The organism is Candidatus Pantoea floridensis (genome assembly GCF_900215435.1).
GTDB classification, from domain to species: Bacteria; Pseudomonadota; Gammaproteobacteria; order Enterobacterales; family Enterobacteriaceae; genus Pantoea; species Pantoea floridensis.
Genome location: NZ_OCMY01000001.1, coordinates 182493 through 207722, shown reverse-complemented (window position 1 = coordinate 207722; position 25230 = coordinate 182493). Strand labels below are relative to the sequence as shown.

The following is a 25230-nucleotide window of genomic DNA, read 5'->3' as shown; positions in this document are numbered from 1 at the left end:
TGCGCACCTGGGTTACTGGAATCGATTCGCTTTATCACGCGCCAGACGCTCCAGCGCAAAAATCACCTGCTGCAGCTGACGTTCCTGAAGGGGCTCGATGGCGGTAAAGCGGAAGCTCAGGCGAGGCGTCACGCGGGTTTCATTCTTGCTGGTAACGATGCTACGTTCGCCAATGTGCAGCAGCTGCGCAGTCACCTCGAAGTGACCATATTCCGCCAGGTCAACGCGGAGATTTTTAAAGGTATCGCCGCGATTCAGACCCTCAGGCAGCGCTTCGTCCAACAGCACGCCAACGCCGCCCAGTGACAGGTCCTGCAGACGGAAACGTGCAGTGCGGCCGTCGGGCCATTGACTGTGGCAATAAAAAACGGGCTCCAGCGGCGCGTTTACGCGGAAAAATTCGCGGCGCTGAATCTGCCACACCAGGTCGGGCAGCGAGGCGGCGAAAGCAGGCAATCCTTCGAAGTCGATACGCTGTAAACCGCTGAGGCCAAACTCCACTTTCGCACCGTGTGTTTCTGCGGCGATATTCACTTCGCCCCCCTGCAGCGCTAAATCGTTATCAAGCGCGTTGCTGCCAAGGTCAAAGATCACCTGGTCCTCATCGGCTGCCAACAGGCGGCTGATAAACTGCCCACGTGAGAAACTCACCATCAGCGGCGTTTGAAAACGCAGCAGGTCCTTCATGACCCCCAAAACCGCTAATGTGCCTCGCTTGAGGTATTGTTCTTTATCGGCTTCACCCACGTCCTGCTCCACTTATCCGATTATTGTTTTACGCGCGCCAAAGTTATCCGTCAGTTATCGGCACCGCTACGCTAAGCTTTAACATGCCAACGATGTCTTACTGCGACAATTTGCGAGGCAGATCAAAAAATCCCGTCTATACTTGTTGCGGTGAACACATTGATTAATAACGTAAGGAGCAGTACATGGGTATTCTTTCATGGATTATTTTTGGTCTGATTGCCGGTATCATCGCTAAGTGGATTATGCCGGGCAAAGATGGCGGCGGCTTTATCATCACCGTGGTGTTGGGTGTGGTAGGTGCGGTGGTCGGTGGCTGGATCAGTACCCTGTTTGGTTTCGGTAAAGTTGACGGTTTCAACTTCGGCAGTTTCGTGGTGGCGGTAATTGGTGCCATCGTGGTGCTGTGGATTTACCGCAAAGTTCGAAGTTAACAGCGCAAAAATGATTTAATGAAATCCGCCATCCTTGCAGGGATGGCGGATTTTTTTATGCCAGGTTAAAAGTCGTAGCCTACCGTTGCCATTACGGTGCGCTCGGCGCCGCGATAGCAATAGCCGGTGCCATAACAGGCCGCCAGATACTTTTTATCCGTCAGGTTGTTGGCATTGACCTGCAGCCATGCGCCTTTCAGCTGTGAACTCCACGCACCAAGATCCGCGCGTACCGATGCATCAAACAGCGTTACGGATGGCAAACGCGTGGTGTTTTCGTTATCTGCCCACTGTTTGCCGATATAGCGCACACCGGCACCGGCGCTTAAGCCATAATCAAACTGATAATGACCCCATAAAGACGCCATGCTGTTCGGCGTGACATACGGCGTATGGCCGTCGTTGCCATCTACCGAATCCTTAAAACGCAGGTGATTCAGCGTGTAGCCGGCGATGGTGCTAAAGCGTGACGTCAGTTGATTGCGCGCTTCAAGTTCAATGCCCTGCGAATGCACTTTGCCTGATGGCGTATAGGTGCCGTCGAGCACGTTACGGTTGGCAACATCGTCCTGGGTCAAATCGTACACCGCGAGGGTGTACATATCACGCGTCCCGACCGGCTGATATTTCACGCCCGCCTCATACTGCTCGGAAGTGGTCGGTTTCAGCTGATTACCATTAGGATCGGTTAATGACGCTGGTGTAATCGCCTGGCTCCAGCTGACGTAAGGCGATACGCCATTTTCGAAAGCATACAGCAGTGCGGCACGTCCGCTGATGTGATCGTCCTGACGACGGCTGGTGCCGTTTTCCGACACGATGCGATCATAGCGACCGGAAAGATCCAGATGCCAGCGATCGAGCTGCAGCTCATCTTGTAAATACAGGCCGGTTTGATAGTAGCGGCGCGTTTGCGAGGTCCAGGCGAAGTCCGGCATGATGCCCACTTCATCGCCGTTCCAGGCATTCAGCGAACTGGCGGCTCCGCTGGCTTCGGTAATGTCATTTTTGTAGCGATGATACTCGGCACCCAGCGTCACGCGATGCTGCACGGCGCCCGTCGCGAAATCGGCCTGCAATTGGTTGTCGTTAGCCCATGCGCTCAGTGAAGAGCGTTCGCCGGAGAAATAGCGATTCAGCAGGTCCGGATTGGTGGCATTCCAGCCAATTTGATACACCTGATCAAGCGCGGTATTCGAATGGCTGTAGCTGCCGGTTGAGTGCACGGACCATACATCGTTAAAGCGATGTGAGAAGTCATAGCTATAAATCTGTTCGTGGCGCTTGAACTGATCGTAGGCGCTGTCGCCCTCGTAGAAACTGTCGCTCAGCTTACGGCCATTGTGGCTGTAAAGCGTACCTTCAGCCGGCACCGAACCGTGATAGCCGCCAGAAGGATCTTTTTGCAGATAGGCGCGCAAGACTAAATTGGTGTCTTCACTCGGCTGCCACATCAGCTGCGGTGAAATCGCATACTTCTCTTCACGGGTGTGATCGTACTGGGTATCGCTGTTACGCGTGATGCCGGTTAAGCGGAATGCCCACTGATCGTTGATGGCGTTGGTGTAATCAAACGCGGCGCTGTTGGTGGCGTTGGTGCCGGTCGAAAGGCGGAAATGGCCCTCTTCAGCGAACTGCGGACGCTTACTCACCATATTCACTAGGCCGCCAGGTACGGTTTGGCCGTAGAGCGCGGAAGAGGGGCCTTTTATCACATCAATGCGATCGAGAAACCAGTTATCCACCTGCAGGATGTTGAAACTGCCGCCATCGCTCATGACGCGCAGGCCATCGAGGAAGGTGTTATCAACATCGCCACCGTGGAATCCACGCAGGGCGATGGTGTCGTAGCGCGTAGCGGCACCGCCAAAGTTGGTGAACACCCCTGGCGTGTAACCGAGCGCCTGATTGAGATCCTGTGCGCCCTGATCTTCCATCTGCTGACGCGTCACCACCGAAATGGACTGCGGCGTCGTGATCAACGGCTGATCGGTTTTACTGGCACCGCTGCTGCGCGTGGCGAGATAGCCTTGCGTGGGTGATGTTGCGCTCTCTTGCGGCTGAGCCGTGACAACAATCGATTCTTCAGCGAAGGTTGCGGCGGGTAATGCCAACGCAAGTGCGCACAGCATGCGGCCACGTTTCAGGGTAAACAGCGATGTCATGAGGGTTCCTGTTGTTATTAATGGGAATAGGTATCGATATTAGATTGAGAATTATTATCTTTTAATGCGGTTGTTTCAAGGTGTGAATTTGTTGTAAGAAGGTTGTGAGAAAAATGCACAGATGATGCATACAAGCCGTAGCGGCGCGATTTATCGCGCATAGTAATGGCGGCATTATGCCCATCCAGAGAATGCGCAATAAATTGCGCCGCTACGGAATGTGCGGTTGCCGGGCCTGTTGCCCGGCATGAGGGATAGAATTACTTCGCGGAAGTCAACGCCGGCATATTGGGAATATCGCCGGCGCTATTACAGGTTTTGTCTTTCGGGCAGTATTTGTCGAGCAGTTTCAGCGTCACGCCGTTGGTCCAGCCAAAGCCATCCTGCAACGGATATTCACCGCCGCCACCGCCGCCCAACTGAGCCCCTTCAACCACGTACTTCTCAACCAGCTTATGCTCCTTGTCATACGTCGCCTGTACGTTTTGCAGGAAGCGTTGACCAATCTGCTGTGCCAGCTTCGGTTGCTTATAATGCTCGAGACCTTCCACCGCAACCCATTGCAGCGGTGCCCAGCCGTTTGGCGCATCCCATTGCTGGCCGTTATTTACTGTGGTCGTAACCAAACCGCCCGGCTTCAGCAGCTGTTTCTCGACTGCGGAAGCGGTGCGTTCGGCTTGCTTATCGCTCGCCACCTGCATGTAAAGCGGGAACAGCGTCGCCGCCGTCAGCTGTGGATGAATCTGCTTTTTCTGGAAGTCGTAATCGGCATACCAGCCTTGTTTGTCGTTCCACAGATAGCGATTGATAGCCGCCTGACGTTTTTCCGCATCCGCCGCAAACGCTTTGGCTTTGTCATCCTGCTTGTCCAGTTTTGCTGCTTTGGACAGCGTTTGCTCCAGATGGAACAGCAGGCTATTGAGATCGACCGGCGCTAGCTGGGTGGTGCGGATTGAGGCCAGATTATGCGCATCGGTAAACCAGCGCGAACTGAAATCCCAGCCTGAAGCCGCGCCCGCACGCAGGTCGCGATACACCTGCTGCTTATTACGCTCTGGCGCTTTGTTCGCCGTCGTCACGTCATCCAGCCAGGATTCGGTACGCGGCGCATCACGATCGTCCCAGTAACGGTTCAGTAGCGTGCCATCGCTAAGTTTGATAACACGTTTGCTGGCCTGGCCGGGCGCCACTTTGTCGCTATCCGCCATCCAATAGTCGTACTCTTTCTGCAGCTGCGGCAGGTATTGGCGATAGACATCATCACCTTTATGCGTCGCTAACAGGTCAACCATTAAACTGAAGAACGGTGGCTGCGAGCGGCTGAGATAGTAGCTGCGGTTGCCGTTAGGAATATGGCCATATTTGTCGAGCTCGGTAGCGAAGTTCTCCACCATATCCTGCACGCGATCCCAGTGGCCGCTCTCGGCCAGGCCCAGCATGGTGAAGTAGCTATCCCAGTAATAAACCTCGCGGAAACGTCCGCCTGGCACTACGTAGGGTTTCGGCAGCAGCAGCAGTGAATCGTACTGGCTGGCGCTCTGTGCGGTGCGCGTCAGCACCGGCCACAATCCATTGATGTGTTCGCGCAGGCTTTGACCGGCGGGCGGCACATATTTGTCCTGCTCTTGTGGCAGCGTAAAGTTGCTATCGACAAAATGCTTGAGATCAAAATTGCGCTGGCCCTTTTGCATCTGCCAGTCGGCCAGAATCGAAGAAGGATTCGATTTCGGTACCGCGTCGGCGAAGGTTTTCTGATCAGGGTAAAATTTAGCCTGCTGTACCGCATTGAACAACGGTCCCAGGCGCACATCCGGTGGCTGCGGTTGGTTGCTTAGCATGCGGCTTTGGTCATCGGCGTGTGCGGCGCTGGCACCCGCCAGCAGCGCGGCACTCAATAAAAAAGTCAGACGCGCGGGCGTAAATACGGCATTTTTTATCATCGGTTTTTCTCCTTGTCCGAAAAGGTGGTGTGCTAACGCATTGACCACCCGAACAACTTTAGTCGTTATCGCGCCGCTTAGCCTCGCATAGCGGTGGAAATGTGAAGCATCCTGAATTAATCACGCGAGAAATTGCGTGAGGCGACGGTTTTTGCTTGCCCTGTATCGCTATTTGCCTGAGGCTGAAGGCAAAAAAAGGAGAGCAGTATGGAGATTATCTGGTATCACCCGTCGCTGGCGCCGCAAAGCTGGTTGGACGGTTTGCAGCAACGTTTACCCGAAGCGCGCGTGCGCCAGTGGCAGCCGGGCGACAATGCGCCGGCCGATTATGCGGTGGTACGTTCTCCGCCCGTTGAGATGCTGGCGGGGCGCGAGCTAAAAGGCGTGTTTGCGATGGGGGCAGGAGTAGACGAAATCCTCAAACAGCTGCGCGACAATCCCCAGATGCTAGCTGATGACGTGCCGCTGTTCCGCCTGGAAGACACCGGCATGGCGCGTCAGATGCAGGAGTATGCCAACTGGTGCGTGTTGGGGTGGTTCCGCCGTTTCGCTGAATACCGTCAGCAGCAACAGCGGGCGCAGTGGCAGGAGCTTGACGCTATCGATCGCGAAAACTTCACCATTGGCGTGTTGGGGGCGGGTGTCCTTGGCCGCAGCGTGTTGGAAAGCCTGCGTCAGTGGGGATTCCCGTTGCGCTGCTGGAGCCGCTCCGCCAAACAGATTGACGGCGTGCAGAGTTTCCACGGGCGCGATCGGCTGAATGCTTTCCTCGATGGCACCCAGGTGCTGATCGATCTGCTGCCCACCACACCGGAGACCACGAACTTAATCGATAGCCAATTGCTGCGCGTGTTGCCGCACGGTGCCTGTTTCCTTAATCTGGCGCGCGGTGCCCATGTGGTAGAAGCCGATTTGCTGGCCGCGTTGAACAGCGGCAAGCTTGCCGCCGCAGCGCTGGATGTGTTCCAGACCGAGCCGCTGCCGCAGGATCATCCTTTATGGTCTCATCCGCATGTCACAATTACGCCACATACTGCGGCCATTACCTTACCGGGTGAGGCGATGAATTACATTGCGGCTGCCATACTTGCTGTGCAGCAAGGCCAACAGCCGAGCGGTTTGGTCGATCGCCGACGCGGTTATTAATTCACATTAAGTCAGGAGATGAAGATGTATCCCGTTGATTTACATATGCACACCGTCGCCAGCACCCATGCTTACAGCACGCTGCATGATTATGTTGCTCAGGCGAAACAAAACGGCTTGAAGCTGTTTGCGATTACCGATCACGGTCCAGATATGGCCGATGCGCCGCATTATTGGCACTTTGTCAACATGCGTATCTGGCCACGCGTGATTGATGGCGTCGGCGTGTTGCGCGGTATTGAAGCCAACATTAAAAATCAGCAGGGCGAAATTGATTGCAGCGGCCCGATGCTGGACGCGCTGGATTTGATCGTGGCGGGCTTCCATGAACCGGTGTATGCGCCGCGCGATAAAGCGCATCACACCGAAGCGATGATTGCGGCGATGGCGGGCGGGCAGGTGCATATTATTTCGCATCCCGGCAACCCGAAGTTCCCGGTGGATATCCGCGCAATTGCTGAAGCTGCGGCGCATTATGATGTGGCGCTGGAGATCAATAACTCCTCGTTCACCCATTCGCGTCCGGGCAGCGAACCGAACTGCCGCGCCATTGCGGAAGCGGTGCGCGATGCGGGTGGTCGTCTGGCGTTTGGTTCTGATTCGCATACGGCATTCACGCTCGGACATTTCGAACACTGCCTTCGCATCACCCGCGAAGTGGATTTTCCTGAAGATCGCGTGTTAAATGTCACGCCGCGTCGCCTGCTCGATTTCCTCGAACAGCGCACCGGCAAACACATTGCTGAATTTGCTGATTTTTAACTTTTTTGCCTCAAGGAATTCTGTTGCATGAATGAGTTTTCCATTCTCTGCCGCGTCATCGGTTCGCTGTTTAATCGTCAACCTCAGGATCCGCTGTTGGTGCCGCTGTTCACTCTGCTGCGTGAAGGCAAACTGCAACAGCAGTGGCCGCTGGAGCAGGACGAACTGTTGTCGCGTTTGCAGCAGAATAGCGATCCGCAGGCGCTGGCTGCTGACTATAACGCGCTGTTTGTTGGCGGCGAGTGCAGCGTTCCGCCGTATGCGTCACAGTGGCCGAACGGTGTCGCTGAAGCGGACGTGCGCGCATTTCTTAGCGCACGCGGCATGCCGCTGAGCGACGCACCGGCCGATCATTTCGGCGTGCTGCTGCTGGCGGCATCGTGGCTGGAAGATCAGTCGGCAGAGGATGAATCCGCTGCGCAGCTGGCGCTGTTCGACGAGTATCTGCTGCCGTGGTGCGGCGCCTTCCTTGGCAAAGTGGAAGCTCACGCTACCACGGCATTTTATCGCACGCTGGCGGCGCTCAGCCGGGAAGCGATTCAGGCGATGTACGACGAGCTGAACGAAGAGCAGGACGACGACGCCTGAGTATCACCAGCTTGCTGCGCTGCTGCCGAGCTTCACGCCTGGCGTAGCGCAGATCATTGGCGTGCCGGGCAGATATGCCGCGGCACGCAATCTCTCTGCAATCCCCCACTGATTAATCTCAATGGTGCTAAGTGCGTCATCGTGCTGTGCATGAATACCGTTTTGCCGATTTCCCGGTGCGGCGCCGTGCTGCTGCAACAGACGCGCGGTGCGGGCCAGTGACAAACGTGCCTGCCAGCCCACCCCTTGCGTGAGACGCTGACGTAAACCTTCCAGCACCGCCGCCGCCATCAGATAGCCGGTTGCGTGATCGAGCGCTTGCACCGGCAGCGGTGTCGGCTTGCCGCTGCCGCTCCAGCGCATGCCTTGTTCGGCAATGCCGCAGCCCATCTGCACCAGGCTATCGAATCCGCGCCGGTTGCGCCACGGGCCGCTCCATCCCCACGCATTCAGGCAGACATCCACCAGCCCTGGCGCCAGCTGGCGTCGGGCATCCGCATCCAGCCCCAATTTTTCCAACGCATCAGCGCGGTAACCGTGTACCAGTACATCGCTGTGCTGCAATAGCTGGCACAGCTGTTCGCGGCCCGCGCGGGATTTGAGATCGAGACGCGCGCAGCGTTTGCCGTAGGTGATATCTTCTTCCAGCGTCGGCTCCTGCCAGTTCGGCGGATCGATGCGCAGCACCGTTGCGCCAAGGCTGGCAAGAAAGCGTGTCGCCACCGGGCCGGCAATGATCCGCGTGAGGTCCAGCACGCGTACGCCGAGCAGCGGCCGCGCGGGCGATAATGGCCAATCTGGCGTTGGCGCTGCGTCGCTGGCCTGCTGGGCGATCAGCGGTTCCTGTTGCACCGCGCTGCCTTGCGGGTGCTGCAGCCATTGCGCTTCGCTGTGCATCTGCGCGGCGCAGCCGCCTGCCTCAATCACCGCCTGTTCCAGCGCGGCGGCGGGCCAGCGCGCCACGGCATGTGCCAGAGCGGCTCGGTTGGCCTGTTGGCCAAGCACCTGCTCCATTGCCGCCCGATGATGCGCGGCGTTGGTATGCAGGCGGATCCACCCGTCGGCGCTGGCATAATCACCGGCAAATTCATCCCAAAGCGCGGCAGGTGGACGATTCAAGGGAACAACGCTGTGTTGAAACCAGCGTGAAGCGAGGCGTACATTGACGCTCACCGGCCGGGATTGGCCAAGTAAATCGCTCAGCGCCTGGCTGGCGAGGCCAATACTGGTGGCCGCCAGTTCGCTAACGGCGAAGGCAGAGGCGAAGGTATCGGGTTGGAGAAAAGTGAGCGTGGGAAGCGGGTCCGCGCCACGCAATCCCTGCCACATTTGCTGCCACAGCGCGGCAGCACGTTGATAATCCATGTTGAGTCTCCGGATAACGCGCGAAACTCAAGCATAGCAGAGCGAATTTAACGACGGCGTAAACGCGGAAACCGCGCGTGCATGCGCAGGTTGCGCAGGTTAATCACCGCAATTGCCGTACCTAAAATCACCAGCGAAGCGCCGAGAATTTTAAAGCTGTTCATGCTATCGCCGAGCACCAGCACGCCCATCAGCACCGCCAGCACCGGCGTCAGCAGCGAGTAGGGCATGATCAGGTTGACGTTATATTTCTTGAGTAAGGCGTACCACAGCGTATAGGCCACAATAGACGAGGCGATAGCGCTGTAAAGAATGCCAAACCAGCCGCGCCAGCCCGCGTGGCTCAGCGCATAAAACTGCTGTGATTCAGTGAGCCAGGAAGCCGCGCCAACGATGGGCACGGCGAGGAAGGAGATCCAACCGGTGAGCGTCAGAGGTTTGATCGGCGGCGATTTTTTTACAATCATATTGCTGATTGCCCAGCCAAAGGCGCTGCACAGTAATATACACAACACCCACCAGGCAGGAATGGTTGGACTGCCCGAGAGCACCGCCACGCCGCTTAACGAAATGGCGATACCTATCAACTGCACCAGCCGCAGTTTCTCTTTCAATATTACCATCGCCAGCAGCATGGCAATCGGCGTACCGAGTTGCACCACGATGGCTCCGGTGCCGGCATCGGTGTAGCGCATGCCAACAAACAGCAGCGAGAAGTGCATAAAGCCGAAGGTGAACGCCAGCGTCAGCAGCCAGGGGAGTTGCTGGCGGTTGATGCGGCAGAAGGGGATCAGCACAATCGCCACCACCACAAAGCGCATCCAGGTAAGAAAAAGCGGCGGAAGTTCCAGTAATCCCCACTTTACCGCCACGTTGTTGAAGGCCCAGATGGAAACCACCATCAGAACCATAAAAAAATGCCGCACTGCCACAATGTCTTCCTTCACGGATTAATCAAAATAAGCTCCGCCTAATGATGGCATGAAGGTGATGACTTCGGGCACAGGCGGCAAAATTTTTTCTTTCGTGCATGCGCTTATGCAGGAAAAAATAAGACATGTCGCTGATTTACTGGCAAAGTGGATGTCCGAAACACGACCATTATGAGGAACGTATTCGGCATGACACAGACCCGCGCTTTACCCCTTGCCCTGATTCAACTCGACGTTCCGCCGCAGCAGGTTGTGGCGCAAATTGGTGAACAACCTCAGTGGTTTATCGACGCGCTGCAACTGCAGCCCGATGATTATGTGATTGTGCGTCCGCATCTTGGCGATGATTTTCCGGCGTTTGACCGCGTCAGCGGTGCGATTCTCAGCGGTTCCTGGGCGATGGTGACCGATCACGCCGACTGGAGCGAACGTACTGCCGCATGGATCCGGGGCGCGCTCGAATCCGAATTGCCGCTGCTTGGCGTCTGCTACGGCCATCAGCTGATGGCATATGCGCTGGGAGGCAAAGTGGGCGATAACCCGAATGGTTGGGAGCGTGGGCTCAAACCGCTCACGTGTAGCGACTGGGCAAAAAGCGATCCGTGGCTGGCCCCTTTGCCGGGTGAATTCCAGGCGTGGCTGTCACATCGCCAATCGGTATTAACGCCGCCGCCCCATGCGCAGGTGCTGGCGAGTTCGGCGCTCGATGGCTGCCAGATTTTGCGTTATTCACCGCAGGCGCTGTCGGTACAATTTCATCCCGAGTTTACCCGCAGCATCATGACTGCCTGTTTACCGGCTGGCATCAGCGATGACGGCACGCCATTAACAGGCGAAGATTGGTCACGTGAACTGTTGCGCAGCTTCTGGCAGCAAACGCGGCTGCAGCCGCGCGTGCAGGCTCAAGGTGCGTAATGCCGCGTGCAGCGGTAAACCCATGCGGGTGGCATGTTCTTCAGCACGCGTTGGCGCTCCCAGGTAAAGTAGCGTGACAAATTAGGCTGGGTAAACGAGGTGTATTGAAACTGCACAAATACGCCGCGTGGACCCAGCGCATCATGCACCGCATTCAAAATGTTATCGCGCGTTGCCGGCGGCAATGACAGCAGCGGCAAACCAGAAAAAATCACATCATATTCGCCGGAAAGATACTCCGCAGAACAGGCGCGCACCTGCATGCGCGGGTCCGGTAAGCCGCGCAGGCTTTTAACCAGCTCCGGGCTAATTTCGAACACATCCAACTGGGCTTGCGGCGACATGCGGGCCAGCAAATGGCGCGTCAGTACGCCGTCACCGGCGCCGAGTTCAGCGATACGCAAACTGTGATCCCAATTCACCGCATCACACATGGTGCGGCACAGCGCGGCGGAAGAGGGCGTGATGCTGCCCATTTTGCGCGGGTTGCGGATAAATTGCTGAACAAAGTTCGCTTTGGCGCGCATTAACGTCAGGGCTGAAGCCAACATCTGTTTCTCCTGGTTAGTATCCTGCTTCATATTGACCGCATATTTCGCCTATGTTTCGTTTTTTGCAGCATCACCGGGAAAACTCGGAATTATCTGGCGCCTGTTGCGCAAAAGCGCGCAATAAATAACGTAATGCCGATCGGTTAAGCGCGTTGTTTATCGCGCATCGCACCGTCTATTGCGCCGGATTCCCACGGTGAGGTCACAGTTTCCGGCTCAGCGATCTGACAGGCTGGCATTGATCGTTCAATGTTAATAACAAGTTTCACAGTTGTTAATAGCCACTCAGTCCCGCAAGGAGGAATACCATGCGTTACGCTGCTCCAGGAGAACAAGGTTCTCTCATTACTTTGCAATCGCGTTATGGCAACTTTATCAACGGCGAATTTGTTGCGCCGGTGAACGGTAATTACTTCGTCAACACCTCACCGATTAATGCTTCAACCATTGGCGAGTTTCCACGTTCGGATCGTGCGGATATCGATAACGCCGTAGCAGCGGCGCAGGCGGCGGCCGATGCATGGGGCAAAACCTCACCGCAGGCACGTTCACTGGTGCTGCTCAAAATTGCCGATCGCCTTGAAGAGAATCTGGAATACATCGCGGTCAATGAAACCTGGGATAACGGTAAACCAGTGCGCGAAACGCTGGCGGCCGACCTTCCGCTGGCGGTCGATCACTTCCGCTATTTCGCCGGTTGCGTGCGGGCACAGGAAGGCACCGCCGCAGAGATTGATGAATTCACCGCCGCCTATCACTTTCACGAACCGCTCGGCGTGGTGGGCCAAATTATCCCGTGGAACTTCCCGCTGCTGATGGCCGCGTGGAAACTGGCTCCGGCGCTCGGCGCAGGCAACTGTGTGGTGCTAAAACCCGCCGAACAAACGCCGCTGTCGATTACGCTGTTTATGGAGGTGATCAAGGATTTGCTGCCGCCAGGCGTGATTAACGTGGTCCACGGCTACGGCAAAGAGGCCGGCGAAGCGCTGGCGTCGCATCCGGGGATCGCCAAAATCGCCTTTACCGGTTCCACCGCAACCGGTGGCCATATTCTCGAGCTGGCCGCGAAAAGTTTGATTCCGTCAACCGTCGAGCTGGGTGGTAAATCGCCAAACATTTTCTTCGAAGACATCATGGATGCCGAAGAGAGCTTTATCGAGAAGGCGGCAGAAGGCGTGGTACTCGGCTTTCTCAATCAAGGCGAAGTGTGTACTTGCCCATCACGCGCGCTGGTGCAGGAGTCGATCTTCGAGCCGTTTATGGCGGCGGTAATGAAACGCATCAAAACCATCAAACGTGGCGATCCGCTGGATACCGAAACCATGATTGGGGCGCAAGCGTCGCAGCAGCAGTTCGACAAGATCCTCTCCTATCTGGAAATTGCGCAGCAAGAGGGCGCGCAAGTGCTGCACGGTGGCGGGGTGGAGAAAATCGGCGAGGAGTTTGCCAGCGGCTACTACATCCAACCGACCTTGCTGAAAGGCGATAACAGCATGCGCGTGTTCCAGGAAGAGATCTTCGGGCCGGTGGTTGGCGTGCTCACCTTCAAAGATGAAGCGGAAGCGCTCGCCATCGCCAACGACTCGATTTACGGCCTGGGTGCAGGCGTATGGACGCGGGATATTAATCGCGCCTATCGTATGGGACGCGCGATTAAAGCTGGACGTGTGTGGACCAACTGTTATCACCTCTATCCAGCGCACGCGGCGTTTGGTGGCTATAAGAAATCGGGGATTGGCCGTGAAACCCACAAAATGATGCTCGATCATTATCAGCAGACCAAAAATCTGCTGGTGAGCTACAGCACGCAACCGCTGGGCTTCTTCTAATCGACGACGGCAGCGGGGCGAACCGCTGCCGTCGTCATCACAGCGTCATTTAGGCGTGTCACAGTGCCTGAATCACGAATACAGATTTTTCCTCATGAAATTAAGCCAGGTCTTGCCGATAGTAATAACTCAGAGCGAGTAAAGTGATGCACTGCTTTTAAGGAGAAAAGATGAATACGCTGTATGACTTTGCGGAACTGCACGATGAAGTGCTGGATGCCGAGGAACAAAACATCATTACCGTGAATTTGCCAGGGCGTCAGGCAATTTACGTGATTGGTCAGAATGACGACGATGTGGATATGCTGTTAGACGTGCAAATGTGTGGTGTGTAGGCCCACGTAGATGATGAGAAACGAAAAAATCCGCAGCCATTGAGCCGCGGATTTTAGTTTGAGGCAGGTAAAGGGTTACTTCACGCAGGCCGCGCAGTTATTGTGAATCTGCTGGAAGAAGTCGTTACCTTTGTCATCCACCAGAATGAACGCCGGGAAGTTTTCCACTTCAATCTTCCAGATCGCTTCCATGCCCAGTTCGGCATACTCCACGCATTCCAGACTCTTAATACTTTGCTGCGCCAGCACGGCTGCCGGGCCACCAATGCTGCCGAGGTAGAAACCGCCGTGCTTGTGACACGCATCGGTAACCTGTTTGCTGCGGTTGCCTTTGGCCAGCATCACCATGCTGCCGCCGTTGGCCTGCAGCAAATCAACGTAAGAATCCATACGACCCGCAGTCGTTGGGCCGAGTGAACCGGAAGCATAGCCTTCTGGCGTCTTGGCCGGACCTGCGTAGTAAACCGGATGATCCTTGATGTACTGCGGCAAACCTTCGCCGTTATCAATACGCTCCTTCAGCTTGGCGTGCGCGATATCGCGCGCCACGATGATGGTACCATTCAGTGACAGACGGGTTGAGACAGGATAGGCCGACAGTAGCTTCAGGATCTCGCTCATTGGCTGGTTCAGGTCAACATGAACCACTTCACCTTCGCCCTGCTGGCGCAGTTCTTCCGGGATGTAGCGGCCAGGATTGTCTTCCATCTTCTCAATCCAGATACCTTCGCGGTTGATTTTGGCTTTGATATTACGGTCTGCGGAGCAGGAGACGCCCATGCCAACCGGGCAGGAGGCGCCGTGACGCGGCAGACGTACCACGCGGATATCGTGCGCGAAGTATTTACCACCAAACTGCGCGCCCAGGCCAAGTTCCTGCGACGCTTTCAGCAGCTCTTCTTCCAGCTGTACGTCGCGGAAAGCCTGACCATGCTCATTACCTTCGGTCGGCAGTGAATCGTAGTAGTGCGTTGATGCCAGCTTAACGGTTTTCAGCGTGCTTTCCGCTGAGGTACCGCCAATAACGAAGGCGATGTGGTATGGCGGACAGGCTGCAGTACCCAGCGACATCATTTTATCGACCAGGTAGTTCTTCAGCTTCGCAGGGGTAATCAGCGCTTTAGTTTCCTGATACAGATAGGTTTTGTTAGCGGAACCGCCACCCTTAGCGATGCACAGGAATTTGTATTCGTCGCCGTCGACGCTGTAGAGGTCGATCTGTGCCGGCAGGTTGGTGCCGGTATTCACCTCTTTATACATATCCAGCGCGGCGTTCTGGGAATAGCGCAGGTTATCTTCGATAAAGGTGTTGTAGACGCCTTGCGACAGCGCGGCTTCATCGCCACCGCCGGTCCAGACGCGCTGGCCTTTTTTACCCATGATGATCGCGGTGCCGGTGTCCTGGCAGGTTGGCAGCACGCCTTTCGCGGCAATCTCAGAGTTGCGCAGGAACTGCAGGGCAACGTATTTATCGTTTTTGCTGGCTTCGTCATCGGCGAGGATCGATGCCACTTGTGCCTGATGCGAGGCGCGCAGCATGAAGGAAGCATCGTGAAATGCCTGCTTTGCCAGCAGCGTCAGCGCTTTGGGATCCACTTTCAGCACTTCTTCACCATCGAAGTTGGCCACAGAGACGTAATCGCGGCTCAGCAGATAGTATTCGGTATCATCTTTGGCGAGAGGAAAGGGATCTTGATAATAGAAGGGTTTGTTCGACATGTTGGCTCACTTAGCTTCGTGTTGCCCGCCAGCATGACGGGCGACAAATTAGGCGATCTGTTATTTGGTTTTCTCTCGCCAGCCCTCCGTAGGGGCTGACTGGCGAGTATCATAACATTTTCACGGTAATGCGCGGCTCCGTTTTAACACCGAAGCAACATCATCAGAACATCATCACCATCCATGGATAGGCGACAACCATCAGCAGAACCAGGAATAACGCACCGAAGATGGTACCAAGACGCCAGTAATCTTTAGTTGGCAGATAGCCGCTGCCGTAGTAAATCGGGCTTGGGCCGGTGCCGTATGGCGTAATAATCCCCATCACACCTAAAGAAACACACATCATCAGACAGAATACCGGCATGTTGATGCCTGGGATTGATGCTGCAATGGTCAGCATGGCAGGCAGCAGTGCGGTGGTGTGCGCCGTGGTGCTGGCAAACAGGTAGTGCAACAGGTAGAAGGCAACCAGCAGGACCACAGCAGAAACTTGTGGGTCATAGCCCTGCAGTAACATGGCACCCTCTTTACCCAGCCAGGCGATGAAGCCAACGCGGGCTAAACCATCAGCCAGCGCAACCAGCGTGGCGAACCAGGCGAAGGTGTTCCACGCCGCTTTATTGCTGGTGATGTCATTCCAGTTCAGAACACCAGTCCACAGCATCAGCACAATAACTAACAGCGCGGCCATGGCTGGCTCAATCCACGCGGTAGCGAAGATCCACATCATCAGTGCGGCAACAACAAAGCCCAGCAGCAGGATTTCATTGCGTTTCAGTTTGCCCAGTTTAGCCAGCTCAGCGGTGGCCCAGCGTGGCACTTCATCATTCACTTTCACTTCTGGCGGATAGAGCCAGTAAGCCAGCAGCGGCATGGTGAGAATCAGCAGTACGCCCAGCGGCAGGAAGGCGAGGAACCACATGCCCCAGGAGATATCGAAACCGACCACGCTTTTCACCAGCGCCAGCGCCAGCAGGTTAGGAGCCAGTGCTGAGAGGAACATGGAACTGGTGATACAGGCGGCGGTGATCGCAACCCACATCAGATAAGAACCAATTTTACGCGCGCTCGGATCGTTCGGTTTTGAACCGTACAGCGGCGGCAGGTTAGCGATAATGGGGTAGATAGTACCGCCACTGCGCGCCGTGTTTGAAGGCGTAAACGGCGCCAGCAGCAGATCGGCGAAGGTAATGGCATAACCGAGCGTCAGGCTGCGACGGCCGAGATATTTCACCAGAATCAGCGCCAGACGGCGGCCGAACTGGGTCTTATCGTAGCCCGCGGCGAACATAAAGGCACCGAAGATCAGCCAGACCGTAGAGTTGCCGAAGCCACTTACTGCCCATTTGAACGACTGCGCCGCCGTTTTGAACTTGGGATCGGCCAGTTCCGCCGGGCTAAACAGCACCCATTGGCTGAACAGCGCAATCACCACCACGCCGGTTAAGCCGATAACGGCACCCGGCAATGGCTCGAAGATCAGCCCGACAATCACGCCGACAAAAATAGCGAAGAAGTGCCACGCATAAGGTTCCAGTCCCGCAGGGGTGGGAACCAGCAGCAACAGCACGGCCACAATAATTGGCAGGCACAACATGATCAGGCGGTTCTTTTTCCCCGGCGCCGCAGGCGGCGCTTGTAGGGATTCACTCTGGGTTGTTTGTGTGTTCATAGTTTTGGTCTGCAAGTTATGGAGAATGCGTTTGTACGCCCCGAATCAATCCGATTTTTTTAGTTACAAAACTCTTTTAACAGATTAGTCGTGACATTTAAAACTGGCTTTTAAATAAATCGCTTTCAGGAAAATTTGATACGCGAATTATCAATTGAATGTGGCTATGATGCGATTAATTAAAATATCTATTTTGATCCAGATCAATAAAATTTATTAGTGGTTTTTTTGCTTTAAGCATGCGTGCATTAATAAACGAACCATTAGGTGAAAAATAACCGTGCGGTGTTAACGAAACGCCAAAAATCAAGCAAAAAAGAGCGGAAGGAGGCATTTTATCTTTATGATAAGACTGGATTTGTTTTAAATGTAAGGAAAAAGTTGATTTTTGTCAAGTATTGGTTAAAACTTAGCGAAGCGAAGCTTTGAGACATGAGCATCAAATATTATTTCCAAAGGTAAAACTTATATAACTAACGAATAAGGTTATGTAACTAAATAAAATGGTATATTTACACCATGAAATCGGACCACTTAAATAATTATAAAATCTCCGAACCGCCAAAGAATTGAATACAAAGTTTCTTAATTTTGGAGTTGCTCATCATGAATACGCTCACCCCGATTCTTAATCCGCTTACGTTACCGAAAGGTGCAGTGCTTAAAAACCGCCTGGTTATGGCACCGATGACCACCTGTACCGGTTACTTTGACGGCGGTGTTACCAGTGACCTTGTCGAATATTACCGCGTACGTGCCGGCAGCATCGGTACCGTCATTGTTGAATGCTGTTTTGTCGATAACCGTGGTCCGGCGTTCCCCGGCGCGCTCGGTATCGATAGCGATAACAAAATCCCCGGTCTGGCAAAAATTGCGCATGCCATCAAATCGCAGGGTTCAAAAGCGATTCTGCAGATTTATCATGGCGGCCGTATGGTGGAACCTGCGCTGATTGGCGGTAAAACGCCGGTCGCGCCAAGTGCCATTGCGGCGCCGCGTGAGGGTGCAACCAAGCCGCAGGCGTTGACCGCAGAAGAAGTCGACGTGATGATCACCAAGTTTGGTGATGCGGTGAACCGTGCAATTAAAGCCGGCTTCGACGGTGTCGAAATCCATGGTGCCAACACCTATTTAATTCAGCAGTTCTATTCGCCCAATTCCAACCAGCGCGACGACAAATGGGGCGGCAGCCGCGATAACCGCGCCCGCTTCCCAATGGAAGTGCTAGAGATTACCCACAAAATGGCTGACCGCTTCGCCGCGGCGGATTTCATTATTGGTTATCGCTTCTCACCGGAAGAGCTGGAAGTCCCTGGCATCCGCTGGGATGACACGCTTTATCTGCTGGAGAAACTGGCGGAACGTGGTCTGGACTATGTGCACTTCTCTGTCGGCCAGCTGCTGCGTCCGTCTATTGTCGACACGCAAGATCCGACGCCGTTAATCACCAAATATCTGGCACAGCGCTCACCTAACCTGGCAAAAGTGCCGGTGATTGGCGTTGGCGGTGTGGTGAATAAAGAAGACGCGGAGAATGCGCTGGAGCATGGCTTTGATCTGGTCGCGGTAGGTAAAGCCTGCATTGCCTATCCAGACTGGACCGACCGCGTCATGAAGAATGAGCACATGGAGCTGTACATCGACAGCACCAAGCGCGAAGCGCTCACCATCCCAGAACCGCTGTGGCGCTTCTCGCTGGTGGATGCCATGATCCGCGACGTCAGCGATACCGGTCGTAAATACAAAGCCGGCGTTTATCAGGCGAAAGTGGAAGCCGAAGCGCTGAAGCTGAAAATCAACGTCACGCTCGACACCGACCGTATCACCGATATCTCGCTGGTGCCGGACCCGAGCCTCGACGTCGATTTCACCAGCACCTTTGAAAGCCTGCGTGAACGCATTCTGGTGGCGAACAGTCCACACGTTGATGCCATCACCGGCGCCACCACGCAGAGTGAAGCGCTGAAGAAAGCGGTATCCCGCGCCATGACCACCTCGAGCAAAGAGTATGTGATTGAAGAGGGCGGCAACCCGAACGCGCCGGTCAATTACGATGTGGTGGTAGTCGGAACCGGTGGTGCTGGTTTGGCGGCGGCGATTCAGGCACATGACGATGGCGCACGCGTCGTGATCATTGAGAAGATGCCCACCATCGGCGGTAACACCATCAAAGCGTCGGTCGGCATGAACGCGGCAGAAACCCGTTATCAGAAGCTGAAAGGCATTGAAGACAGCAAAGAGTTGTTCTACGAAGAGACGCTGAAAGGCGGCAAATTCAAAAACAACCCGGTGCTGCTGCGCGAGTTTGTTGAGCAAGCGCCCGAAGCGATTGAGTGGCTGGCGGCGAAACAGATTGAACTGTGCGACATCACCATCACCGGCGGTATGAGCATCGATCGTACGCACCGTCCGGAAGATCGCTCAGCGGTGGGTGGGTTCCTGATCAGCGGCCTGGTGAAGAACGTTAATCAGCGCAATATCGAAGTGCTGCTGGAAACATCGGTCGCCGAAATTTTGATGGAAAACGGTGCGGTCACCGGCGTGAAAGTAGTGGATGAGTATAACGATAGCCGCATCATCAACGCGAAAAGCGTGATTGTGGCGACCGGCGGCTTCAGTGCTAACCGCGAAATGGTGGTGAAGTATCGCCCTGAGCTGGATGGTTTCGTCACCACGAACCATAAAGGCGCAACCGGTAGTGGCATCGCCATGCTGCAGCACATTGGTGCGGATACCGTCGATATGGGCGAAATCCAGATTCACCCAACGGTTGAGCAAACCACCTCGTATCTGATTTCCGAAGCGATGCGCGGCGGCGGGGCGATTCTGGTGAGTCAGGCGGGCAAGCGTTTCTATAACGAAATGGAAACCCGTGACAAAGTCTCTGCTGAGATCATTGCGCTGCCAGAGAAGAGCGCATGGATCGTGTTTGATGAGCAGGTACGCGCCAATAACAAAGCGGCGGATGAATATATCGCCAAAGGTTTCGTGATCAGCGCACCCACTCCGCACGAGCTGGCGGTGAAACTCAACATGGATCAGGAAGCGCTGCAAACTACGCTGGGTCGTTACAATGAGTTCGTGGCGAAGCAGGATGACGAAGACTTTGGCCGTAAAACGGCGCTGCGTCATCCGCTGAATAAAGGTCCGTACTTTGCGATTCGTATCGCACCGGGCGTGCACCACACCATGGGCGGCGTCACCATCAACACCGATACTGCGGTGCTGGATGCACAGAAAGCGGTGATTCCAGGTGCGTGGGCGGCAGGTGAAGTGGTCGGCGGCATCCACGGTGCAAACCGCATCGGCGGTAACGCGGTGGCAGATATCATCATCTTTGGTATCAAAGCTGGTCACAATGCCGCTAAACTGGCGCTAGGACACTAAGCTGTAAAGATGCCCGCCTCGTGCGGGCATCATTTTCTTTAGAGGCATGCAATGACCGCTGGCGTCTTTTCTTACTCTGCCGTGCTCATGGGTTCGCCCATTCTGCTTAAACTCTTCGATGACAATCCCACGTTAGCCCGCCAGGTTTTTCAACTCATTAAACAGCAAGAAAATCTCTTCACCGTTAATCGCGCTGAATCTGAAGTGATGTCGATCAATCAGGCGGCTGGTCATCATCCGGTGGTGGTGAGCGAGCCGGTATTTGCCTTAATCAGCGTGGCACACGCCGTGAGTTTGCTGCCGGAAAGCGCGTTTAATTTCACTATCGGGCCGGTGGTGAAGCGCTGGAAAATTGGATTTCAGGGGCGCGCGGTGCCGCCGGCAAACGAGATTGCTGCTCTATTGAAACTGACCGATCCACATCAGGTGGTGCTTAATTCCGCCGATTGCTCGGTATTTCTGCAGCAGCCGGGCATGGAGATCGATCTGGGTGCCATCGCCAAAGGCTATATCGCCGATCGCGTGCAGGCATTTCTGCGCCAACAGGGCGTGCAGCAGGCGCTAATCAATCTGGGCGGCAACGTACAAACGCTGGGCTCGCCGCCGCATGAGCCGCAAGGTTGGGGCATCGGCCTGAAAAAGCCGTTTGGCCGCGACGATGAACTGTTAGGCGTGCTGCAGGTGCAGGGAAAATCGGTGGTGACGTCGGGGATTTATGAGCGCTATTTTGAGCTGGATGGGCGCTGCTGGCACCATATTTTTGACCCGCAAACCGGTTATCCGCTCGATAACGAATTGCTGAGCGTGACGGTGATTTCCGATCGCTCAATTGATGGTGATATCTACACCACGCTATTGTACGGCATGGGCGTAGAGCAAGGGCTGGCGTATCTCGCTGACCAGCCCGACATCGATGCGGTATTTGTCACGCGCGATCGGCAGATTATCTGCTCCTCGCCGCGCCACTTCCAGTTCCAGCAGCGCGATTTCGCCTGACAGCTGCGTTACTGACAATATTGCTGCAGCAGCGAATGGTACTCCGGCTGCAGGCGATAGCGATATACCGGTCGACCGGTCGCGCCATAGTGAATGCTGGTAAACAGAATATTAATCTGCGCCAGCCAAATCAGATATTTACGACAGGACACGCGCGAAATATTCACTTCCGCCGCCAGCTCATCGGTTGAGAATTCGTGACCTGGATGGGCATCAATCCACTGACACAGCGTGCGCAGCGTCTGCGGCGTTAAGCCTTTTGGCAGGCGCTTATTGTCGTGCTGCGTTGCCGGGCTGCCGTGAATCAGCAAATCAACATCGGACTGCTGATAGTAATGCTGATTGTCCATCAGCGATTTCTTCTGTCGCCAACCGGTCAGTGCCTCTTCAAAGCGCGGGAACTGGAATGGTTTGATCAGATAATCCACCACGCCGTAATGCAGCGAAGTTTTGATATTCTCCGCATCCGCGGCGGACGAAATGATGATCACTTCGACTGCGCTCTGCGCCGTGCGCAATTCCGGCAACAGATCGAGACCATTTTCCTGCTGCATATAGATATCCAGCAGCACCAGATCGACCTCGGTATCACTGTTAAACAGGATCTCTTTGGCCTGCTTCAGCGTTGAGGCGGTGCCGCAGCAGTTAAAGCCCTGTATTTGGCCGATATAAGCGCGATTCAGCTCGGCGACCATGGCGTCATCGTCGACCACTAGCACATTGATCATGCGGATTGGTTTCCTCCATCCCAGGGAAGTTGGACTAAAAATTGGGTAAATATCCCGGCTTCTGACTCTACGCTCACGCTGCCGCCGAGGTTTTCCGTTTGCTGCTTCAGCAAAAACAGCCCGACGCCGCGATTTTCACCTTTGGTAGAGAAGCCTTTTTCGAAAATGGTATTCAGGCGTTCAGCTTCAATACCGGGACCGTCGTCACTCACTTCACACGTCAGCCAGCCATTCTGATAATGCAGCATGACGTGGATCTCACCCTCAACCTGCTCGCTGAGCGCATCAAGGGCGTTCTCAATCAGGTTGCCGATCACGGTGATCAGGGCCGCCATTTGTTGCTCATTGCCGCTGTCAGGCAAGAAACTGGCATCGCTGATCGTGAGGCGATGACCACAATCTGACGCGCGATTAATTTTACTCAACAGAAAACCCGCAATCACCGGCGACTTAATTTTATCGAGCAGAAAGCCAATTTCGGTCTGATAATTGTTGGCGGTCTTGAGAATATAGGCTTCTACCTGCGCGTAATTTTTCATGTGCAGCAGGCCTAAAATCACATGCAGCTTATTCATAAACTCGTGCGAACGTTCACGCAGCGCATCAACGTAGTTTACCATGCCCGTCAGGCGCTGCATTAGCTGACTGATTTCTGTTTTATCCCTGAAGGTACACACGGCGCCGATAATCCGCCCCTGATTTCGCACCGGTACGGTATTGCTCAGTAAAACGCGCCCATTCACATTGAGCTCTTCATCACGGCGCGCTCTCCCGTTGTGCAACACATGCTGCAGATGATCGTTGATCACCGAAGCATCATAAATACGGTCGCCGCTCATCATGCCGCTGGCCATCGGATCGTTAAGCAGCGAACGTGCCGCCTGATTCACCAGCGTCACCTGCGCCTGGTCGTCCATTGCCACCACGCCTTCTTTCAGCGAGTTGAGAATCGCCTGGCGCTGTTCGAACAGCGTCGAAATTTCGTAGGGTTCAAGACCAAACAGAATGCGTTTCAGCACGCGTACTAAGACAAAGGTACCGATAGCGCCCGCCAGCGTACCAATAAAAATGGTCCACAGGATACTCCAGCGGCTCTGGTTGATCTGCACGGTGACGGCATCCAGCGAGATGCCAATCGCCACCACGCCAATCTGCTGATGCTGCGCATTGAAAACCGGGGTGAAGACGCGTAGCGCTTTCGCCAGTGAACCTTGATTCACCGAGACGTTCTCATGGCCGTGCAGGGCCGGCTCAATATCTTCACCGATGAAGTGTTTACCAATCAGTTCAGGGTTGCGATGCGAATAGCGGATGCCGTCCATATTGGTCACCGTGATGAACAACAGGTTATTGCTCTCCTCAACGGCTTTGGCAATCGGTTGGATGCGCGTACCATTGGGCGGATAGGCTAAAGCGCGCTGTATTTCGGGCGAATCCGCCAGGGTGCGCGCCACCGCCATGGCTTTATCTTCCAGCTGCGCGCGGGTTGAGGCGCCAATCTGGAAAAAATAAAACATGTGCACGCTGAGCAGCACCAGCACAATGACCGCGCTGAGCATCAGGGTAACCAGCGTATTAAGCTTCATCGGCTGCTTACGCGCCGCGATTCCTTGCTGTGAAGAAGACATGATCGCTCTCGGTAGAGAAGAGGGCGCTTAGTATGACGGATAATAGAGGGAAGGTCGCGTACTCTCATCCATGGCATCGTGCCGGGTTTGATTGTGTAGGGTGCGCATGTACGCGCACCTGGGGTTCGGAATTAACTCGATTTAACGCGATTAGCAAAGCTCTTACGCAGCTTCTGCAATTTCGGTGGAATCACCGCCATGCAGTAACCGTTGCGCTGCCCGGCGCCTTCCCAATAATCCTGATGATATCCTTCCGCCGCATACCACTCTTTCAGCGGCTCGATGGTGGTCACCACCGGATCGCTCAGGCCTTCCTGCGCGCGCGCAATGGCGGCAATCGCTTCGGCTTCCTGCTCGGGGTTGGCGGGGAAAATCGCCGAACGGTATTGCGTGCCAATATCGTTACCCTGGCGGTTCAGCTGGGTTGGATCGTGGGTAGCAAAGCTAATATCCAGCAGATCGCCATAGCTCACCTGCGCCGGATCGAAACCAATGCGAATCGCCTCCGCGTGGCCCGTAGCGCCGCTGCACACTTGCTCATAAGTCGGATTCGGACGTGCGCCGCCGGTATAACCGCTCTCGACTGACTCCACGCCAATCACATCTTTAAAAACTGCTTCGGTACACCAGAAACAGCCACCGGCGATCACCGCATATTCGGTTGCCATTGTTTTTTACTCCTGTCAGGGCGAAAGCATCAAAGTGGGGTCAAGCCTATAGCAATTCAAGCAGTTAAATTAACATTTCTGGCTTAAAGTCATCGCGCTTATCGAGCAGTAATTTGCTCATCACGCTAAAGCGGCCTTCGCCCGTGTAGTGTAACGTGGGCGGAAACTCTGGCGTTTCGGTGACATGCGCTTTAACGATCTCGAAAATGAAGAAGTTGTAATTATTCACCATCGAATCGTCATACAGCTGACACTCAAAGCTGGCAAAACACTCATTAATTAACGGGACATTGACCACGCTTGCCGGTTCAGGCGTCAGTTTAAAGGCATCAAACTTATCAAGGCGATCGCCGTGGCTATTACCAATCGCCACCACGTTGTCGACCAGATCCGCCGATGGGACGTTGATCACGCACTGGCCGCTCTGGCGGATCAGTTCATGGCTGTGGTTGCCGCCAGCGATCATGCAGCCAACCAGCGACGGCGAAAATTCCAGAATGGTGTGCCAGCCGAGCGTCATGATGTCGCGTCGATCCTCATACTGAGAACTCACTAATACCACCGGACCCGGCTCCAGATATTTCCGCGCTTTGCTGACCGGAAAGTCGATTTTATGCATCGGGCTTCTCCTGTTGTAGGTAGCGATGTTCTAAGTGTAGCTGCCAGCCTTTACTGGGCGGCAATTTCGCGGCATGTTAATGCGTCATCTTATCTGGAGCT

Annotated in this window: 22 protein-coding genes; 10 read left to right on the top strand and 12 right to left on the bottom strand. The window is 54.9% G+C overall.

Going from position 1 to position 25230, the window contains the following annotated elements:
- Window positions 1-12: 12 nt before the first annotated feature.
- Entirely contained in the window at window positions 13-747 is a 735-nt protein-coding gene (locus CRO19_RS01015; protein WP_097094194.1) for a flagellar brake protein, read from the bottom strand.
- Window positions 748-932: 185 nt separating this feature from the next.
- On the opposite strand from CRO19_RS01015, the gene CRO19_RS01010 reads away from it, so the two are divergent.
- Window positions 933-1181: a GlsB/YeaQ/YmgE family stress response membrane protein gene (locus CRO19_RS01010; RefSeq protein WP_008102737.1), complete on the top strand. Its 249-nt coding sequence runs from the start codon at window positions 933-935 to the stop codon at window positions 1179-1181.
- 65 nt (window positions 1182-1246) lie between these two features.
- Here the strand turns inward: CRO19_RS01010 and CRO19_RS01005 are convergent, their stop codons facing one another.
- Both CRO19_RS01005 and treA read right to left on the bottom strand, forming a co-directional pair.
- A complete protein-coding gene (locus CRO19_RS01005; RefSeq protein WP_097094193.1) occupies window positions 1247-3346 on the bottom strand; it encodes a TonB-dependent siderophore receptor in 2100 nt (699 codons plus the stop codon).
- 260 nt (window positions 3347-3606) lie between these two features.
- The gene (treA, locus tag CRO19_RS01000; protein ID WP_097094192.1) at window positions 3607-5286 is read right to left on the bottom strand and encodes an alpha,alpha-trehalase TreA; all 1680 of its coding nucleotides are present in this window, start codon (window positions 5284-5286) and stop codon (window positions 3607-3609) included.
- A gap of 207 nt (window positions 5287-5493) precedes the next feature.
- Between treA and ghrA the strand changes: the two genes are divergently transcribed.
- Genes ghrA through CRO19_RS00985 form a run of 3 tightly spaced genes read left to right on the top strand, consistent with a single transcriptional unit; the run spans window position 5494 to window position 7782 of the window.
- Window positions 5494-6432 carry a glyoxylate/hydroxypyruvate reductase GhrA gene (gene ghrA / locus CRO19_RS00995; RefSeq protein WP_097094191.1) on the top strand — a complete coding sequence of 313 codons (939 nt, stop codon included), beginning with the start codon at window positions 5494-5496 and terminating at the stop codon, window positions 6430-6432.
- Between the two features lie 24 nt (window positions 6433-6456).
- Window positions 6457-7194 carry a phosphatase gene (locus CRO19_RS00990; protein WP_097094190.1) on the top strand — a complete coding sequence of 246 codons (738 nt, stop codon included), beginning with the start codon at window positions 6457-6459 and terminating at the stop codon, window positions 7192-7194.
- A gap of 27 nt (window positions 7195-7221) precedes the next feature.
- On the top strand, window positions 7222-7782 hold the full coding sequence (locus CRO19_RS00985; protein ID WP_097094189.1) for a TorD/DmsD family molecular chaperone: 561 nt from the start codon (window positions 7222-7224) through the stop codon (window positions 7780-7782).
- Window positions 7783-7785: 3 nt separating this feature from the next.
- Here CRO19_RS00985 and CRO19_RS00980 read toward each other — a convergent pair whose 3' ends face one another.
- Window positions 7786-9147: a CoA transferase gene (locus CRO19_RS00980; protein WP_097094188.1), complete on the bottom strand. Its 1362-nt coding sequence runs from the start codon at window positions 9145-9147 to the stop codon at window positions 7786-7788.
- Window positions 9148-9194: 47 nt separating this feature from the next.
- Complete coding sequence (locus tag CRO19_RS00975; RefSeq protein WP_097094187.1) at window positions 9195-10079, bottom strand: DMT family transporter; 885 nt, start codon at window positions 10077-10079, stop codon at window positions 9195-9197.
- Window positions 10080-10268: 189 nt separating this feature from the next.
- Between CRO19_RS00975 and CRO19_RS00970 the strand changes: the two genes are divergently transcribed.
- Window positions 10269-10994, top strand: a complete 726-nt coding sequence (locus tag CRO19_RS00970) for a glutamine amidotransferase (protein WP_097094186.1) — start codon at window positions 10269-10271, stop codon at window positions 10992-10994.
- Here the strand turns inward: CRO19_RS00970 and CRO19_RS00965 are convergent.
- Window positions 10982-11545, bottom strand: coding sequence for a class I SAM-dependent methyltransferase (locus CRO19_RS00965; protein WP_097094185.1), 564 nt, complete (start codon window positions 11543-11545; stop codon window positions 10982-10984). The genes CRO19_RS00970 and CRO19_RS00965 overlap by 13 nt on opposite strands.
- A 308-nt stretch (window positions 11546-11853) precedes the next feature.
- Here CRO19_RS00965 and exaC point away from each other — a divergent pair, with 308 nt between their 5' ends.
- The gene (exaC, locus tag CRO19_RS00960) at window positions 11854-13374 is read left to right on the top strand and encodes an acetaldehyde dehydrogenase ExaC (protein WP_097094184.1); all 1521 of its coding nucleotides are present in this window, start codon (window positions 11854-11856) and stop codon (window positions 13372-13374) included.
- 170 nt (window positions 13375-13544) lie between these two features.
- Window positions 13545-13709 carry a hypothetical protein gene (locus CRO19_RS26030; RefSeq protein ID WP_176519115.1) on the top strand — a complete coding sequence of 55 codons (165 nt, stop codon included), beginning with the start codon at window positions 13545-13547 and terminating at the stop codon, window positions 13707-13709.
- A 75-nt stretch (window positions 13710-13784) separates the two neighbouring features.
- On the opposite strand, the gene fumA is transcribed toward CRO19_RS26030, so the two are convergent.
- Both fumA and CRO19_RS00950 read right to left on the bottom strand, forming a co-directional pair.
- Complete coding sequence (gene fumA / locus CRO19_RS00955) at window positions 13785-15428, bottom strand: class I fumarate hydratase FumA (protein WP_097094183.1); 1644 nt, start codon at window positions 15426-15428, stop codon at window positions 13785-13787.
- A gap of 163 nt (window positions 15429-15591) precedes the next feature.
- Window positions 15592-17103, bottom strand: coding sequence for an anion permease (locus tag CRO19_RS00950; RefSeq protein WP_097094182.1), 1512 nt, complete (start codon window positions 17101-17103; stop codon window positions 15592-15594).
- A gap of 267 nt (window positions 17104-17370) precedes the next feature.
- Here CRO19_RS00950 and CRO19_RS26025 point away from each other — a divergent pair, with 267 nt between their 5' ends.
- From CRO19_RS26025 to CRO19_RS00940, 3 genes are all read left to right on the top strand, one after another.
- On the top strand, window positions 17371-17532 hold the full coding sequence (locus CRO19_RS26025; RefSeq protein ID WP_176519114.1) for a hypothetical protein: 162 nt from the start codon (window positions 17371-17373) through the stop codon (window positions 17530-17532).
- Between the two features lie 177 nt (window positions 17533-17709).
- On the top strand, window positions 17710-20490 hold the full coding sequence (locus CRO19_RS00945; protein WP_097094181.1) for a flavocytochrome c: 2781 nt from the start codon (window positions 17710-17712) through the stop codon (window positions 20488-20490).
- Window positions 20491-20541: 51 nt separating this feature from the next.
- Window positions 20542-21486 (top strand): FAD:protein FMN transferase, encoded by a 945-nt coding sequence (locus CRO19_RS00940; RefSeq protein WP_097094180.1) that lies wholly within the window; start codon window positions 20542-20544, stop codon window positions 21484-21486.
- An 8-nt stretch (window positions 21487-21494) separates the two neighbouring features.
- On the opposite strand, the gene dcuR is transcribed toward CRO19_RS00940, so the two are convergent.
- The 4 genes from dcuR to CRO19_RS00920 all read right to left on the bottom strand — a co-directional run bounded on the left by dcuR (window position 21495) and on the right by CRO19_RS00920 (window position 25129).
- Complete coding sequence (dcuR, locus tag CRO19_RS00935; protein ID WP_097094179.1) at window positions 21495-22214, bottom strand: two-component system response regulator DcuR; 720 nt, start codon at window positions 22212-22214, stop codon at window positions 21495-21497.
- Window positions 22211-23842: a sensor histidine kinase gene (locus CRO19_RS00930; protein WP_097094178.1), complete on the bottom strand. Its 1632-nt coding sequence runs from the start codon at window positions 23840-23842 to the stop codon at window positions 22211-22213. The genes dcuR and CRO19_RS00930 overlap by 4 nt, the downstream gene beginning before the upstream one ends.
- A 131-nt stretch (window positions 23843-23973) precedes the next feature.
- Window positions 23974-24510, bottom strand: a complete 537-nt coding sequence (gene msrA / locus CRO19_RS00925) for a peptide-methionine (S)-S-oxide reductase MsrA (protein WP_097094177.1) — start codon at window positions 24508-24510, stop codon at window positions 23974-23976.
- A gap of 64 nt (window positions 24511-24574) precedes the next feature.
- On the bottom strand, window positions 24575-25129 hold the full coding sequence (locus CRO19_RS00920; protein WP_097094176.1) for a flavin reductase family protein: 555 nt from the start codon (window positions 25127-25129) through the stop codon (window positions 24575-24577).
- Between the last annotated feature and the right edge of the window lie 101 nt (window positions 25130-25230).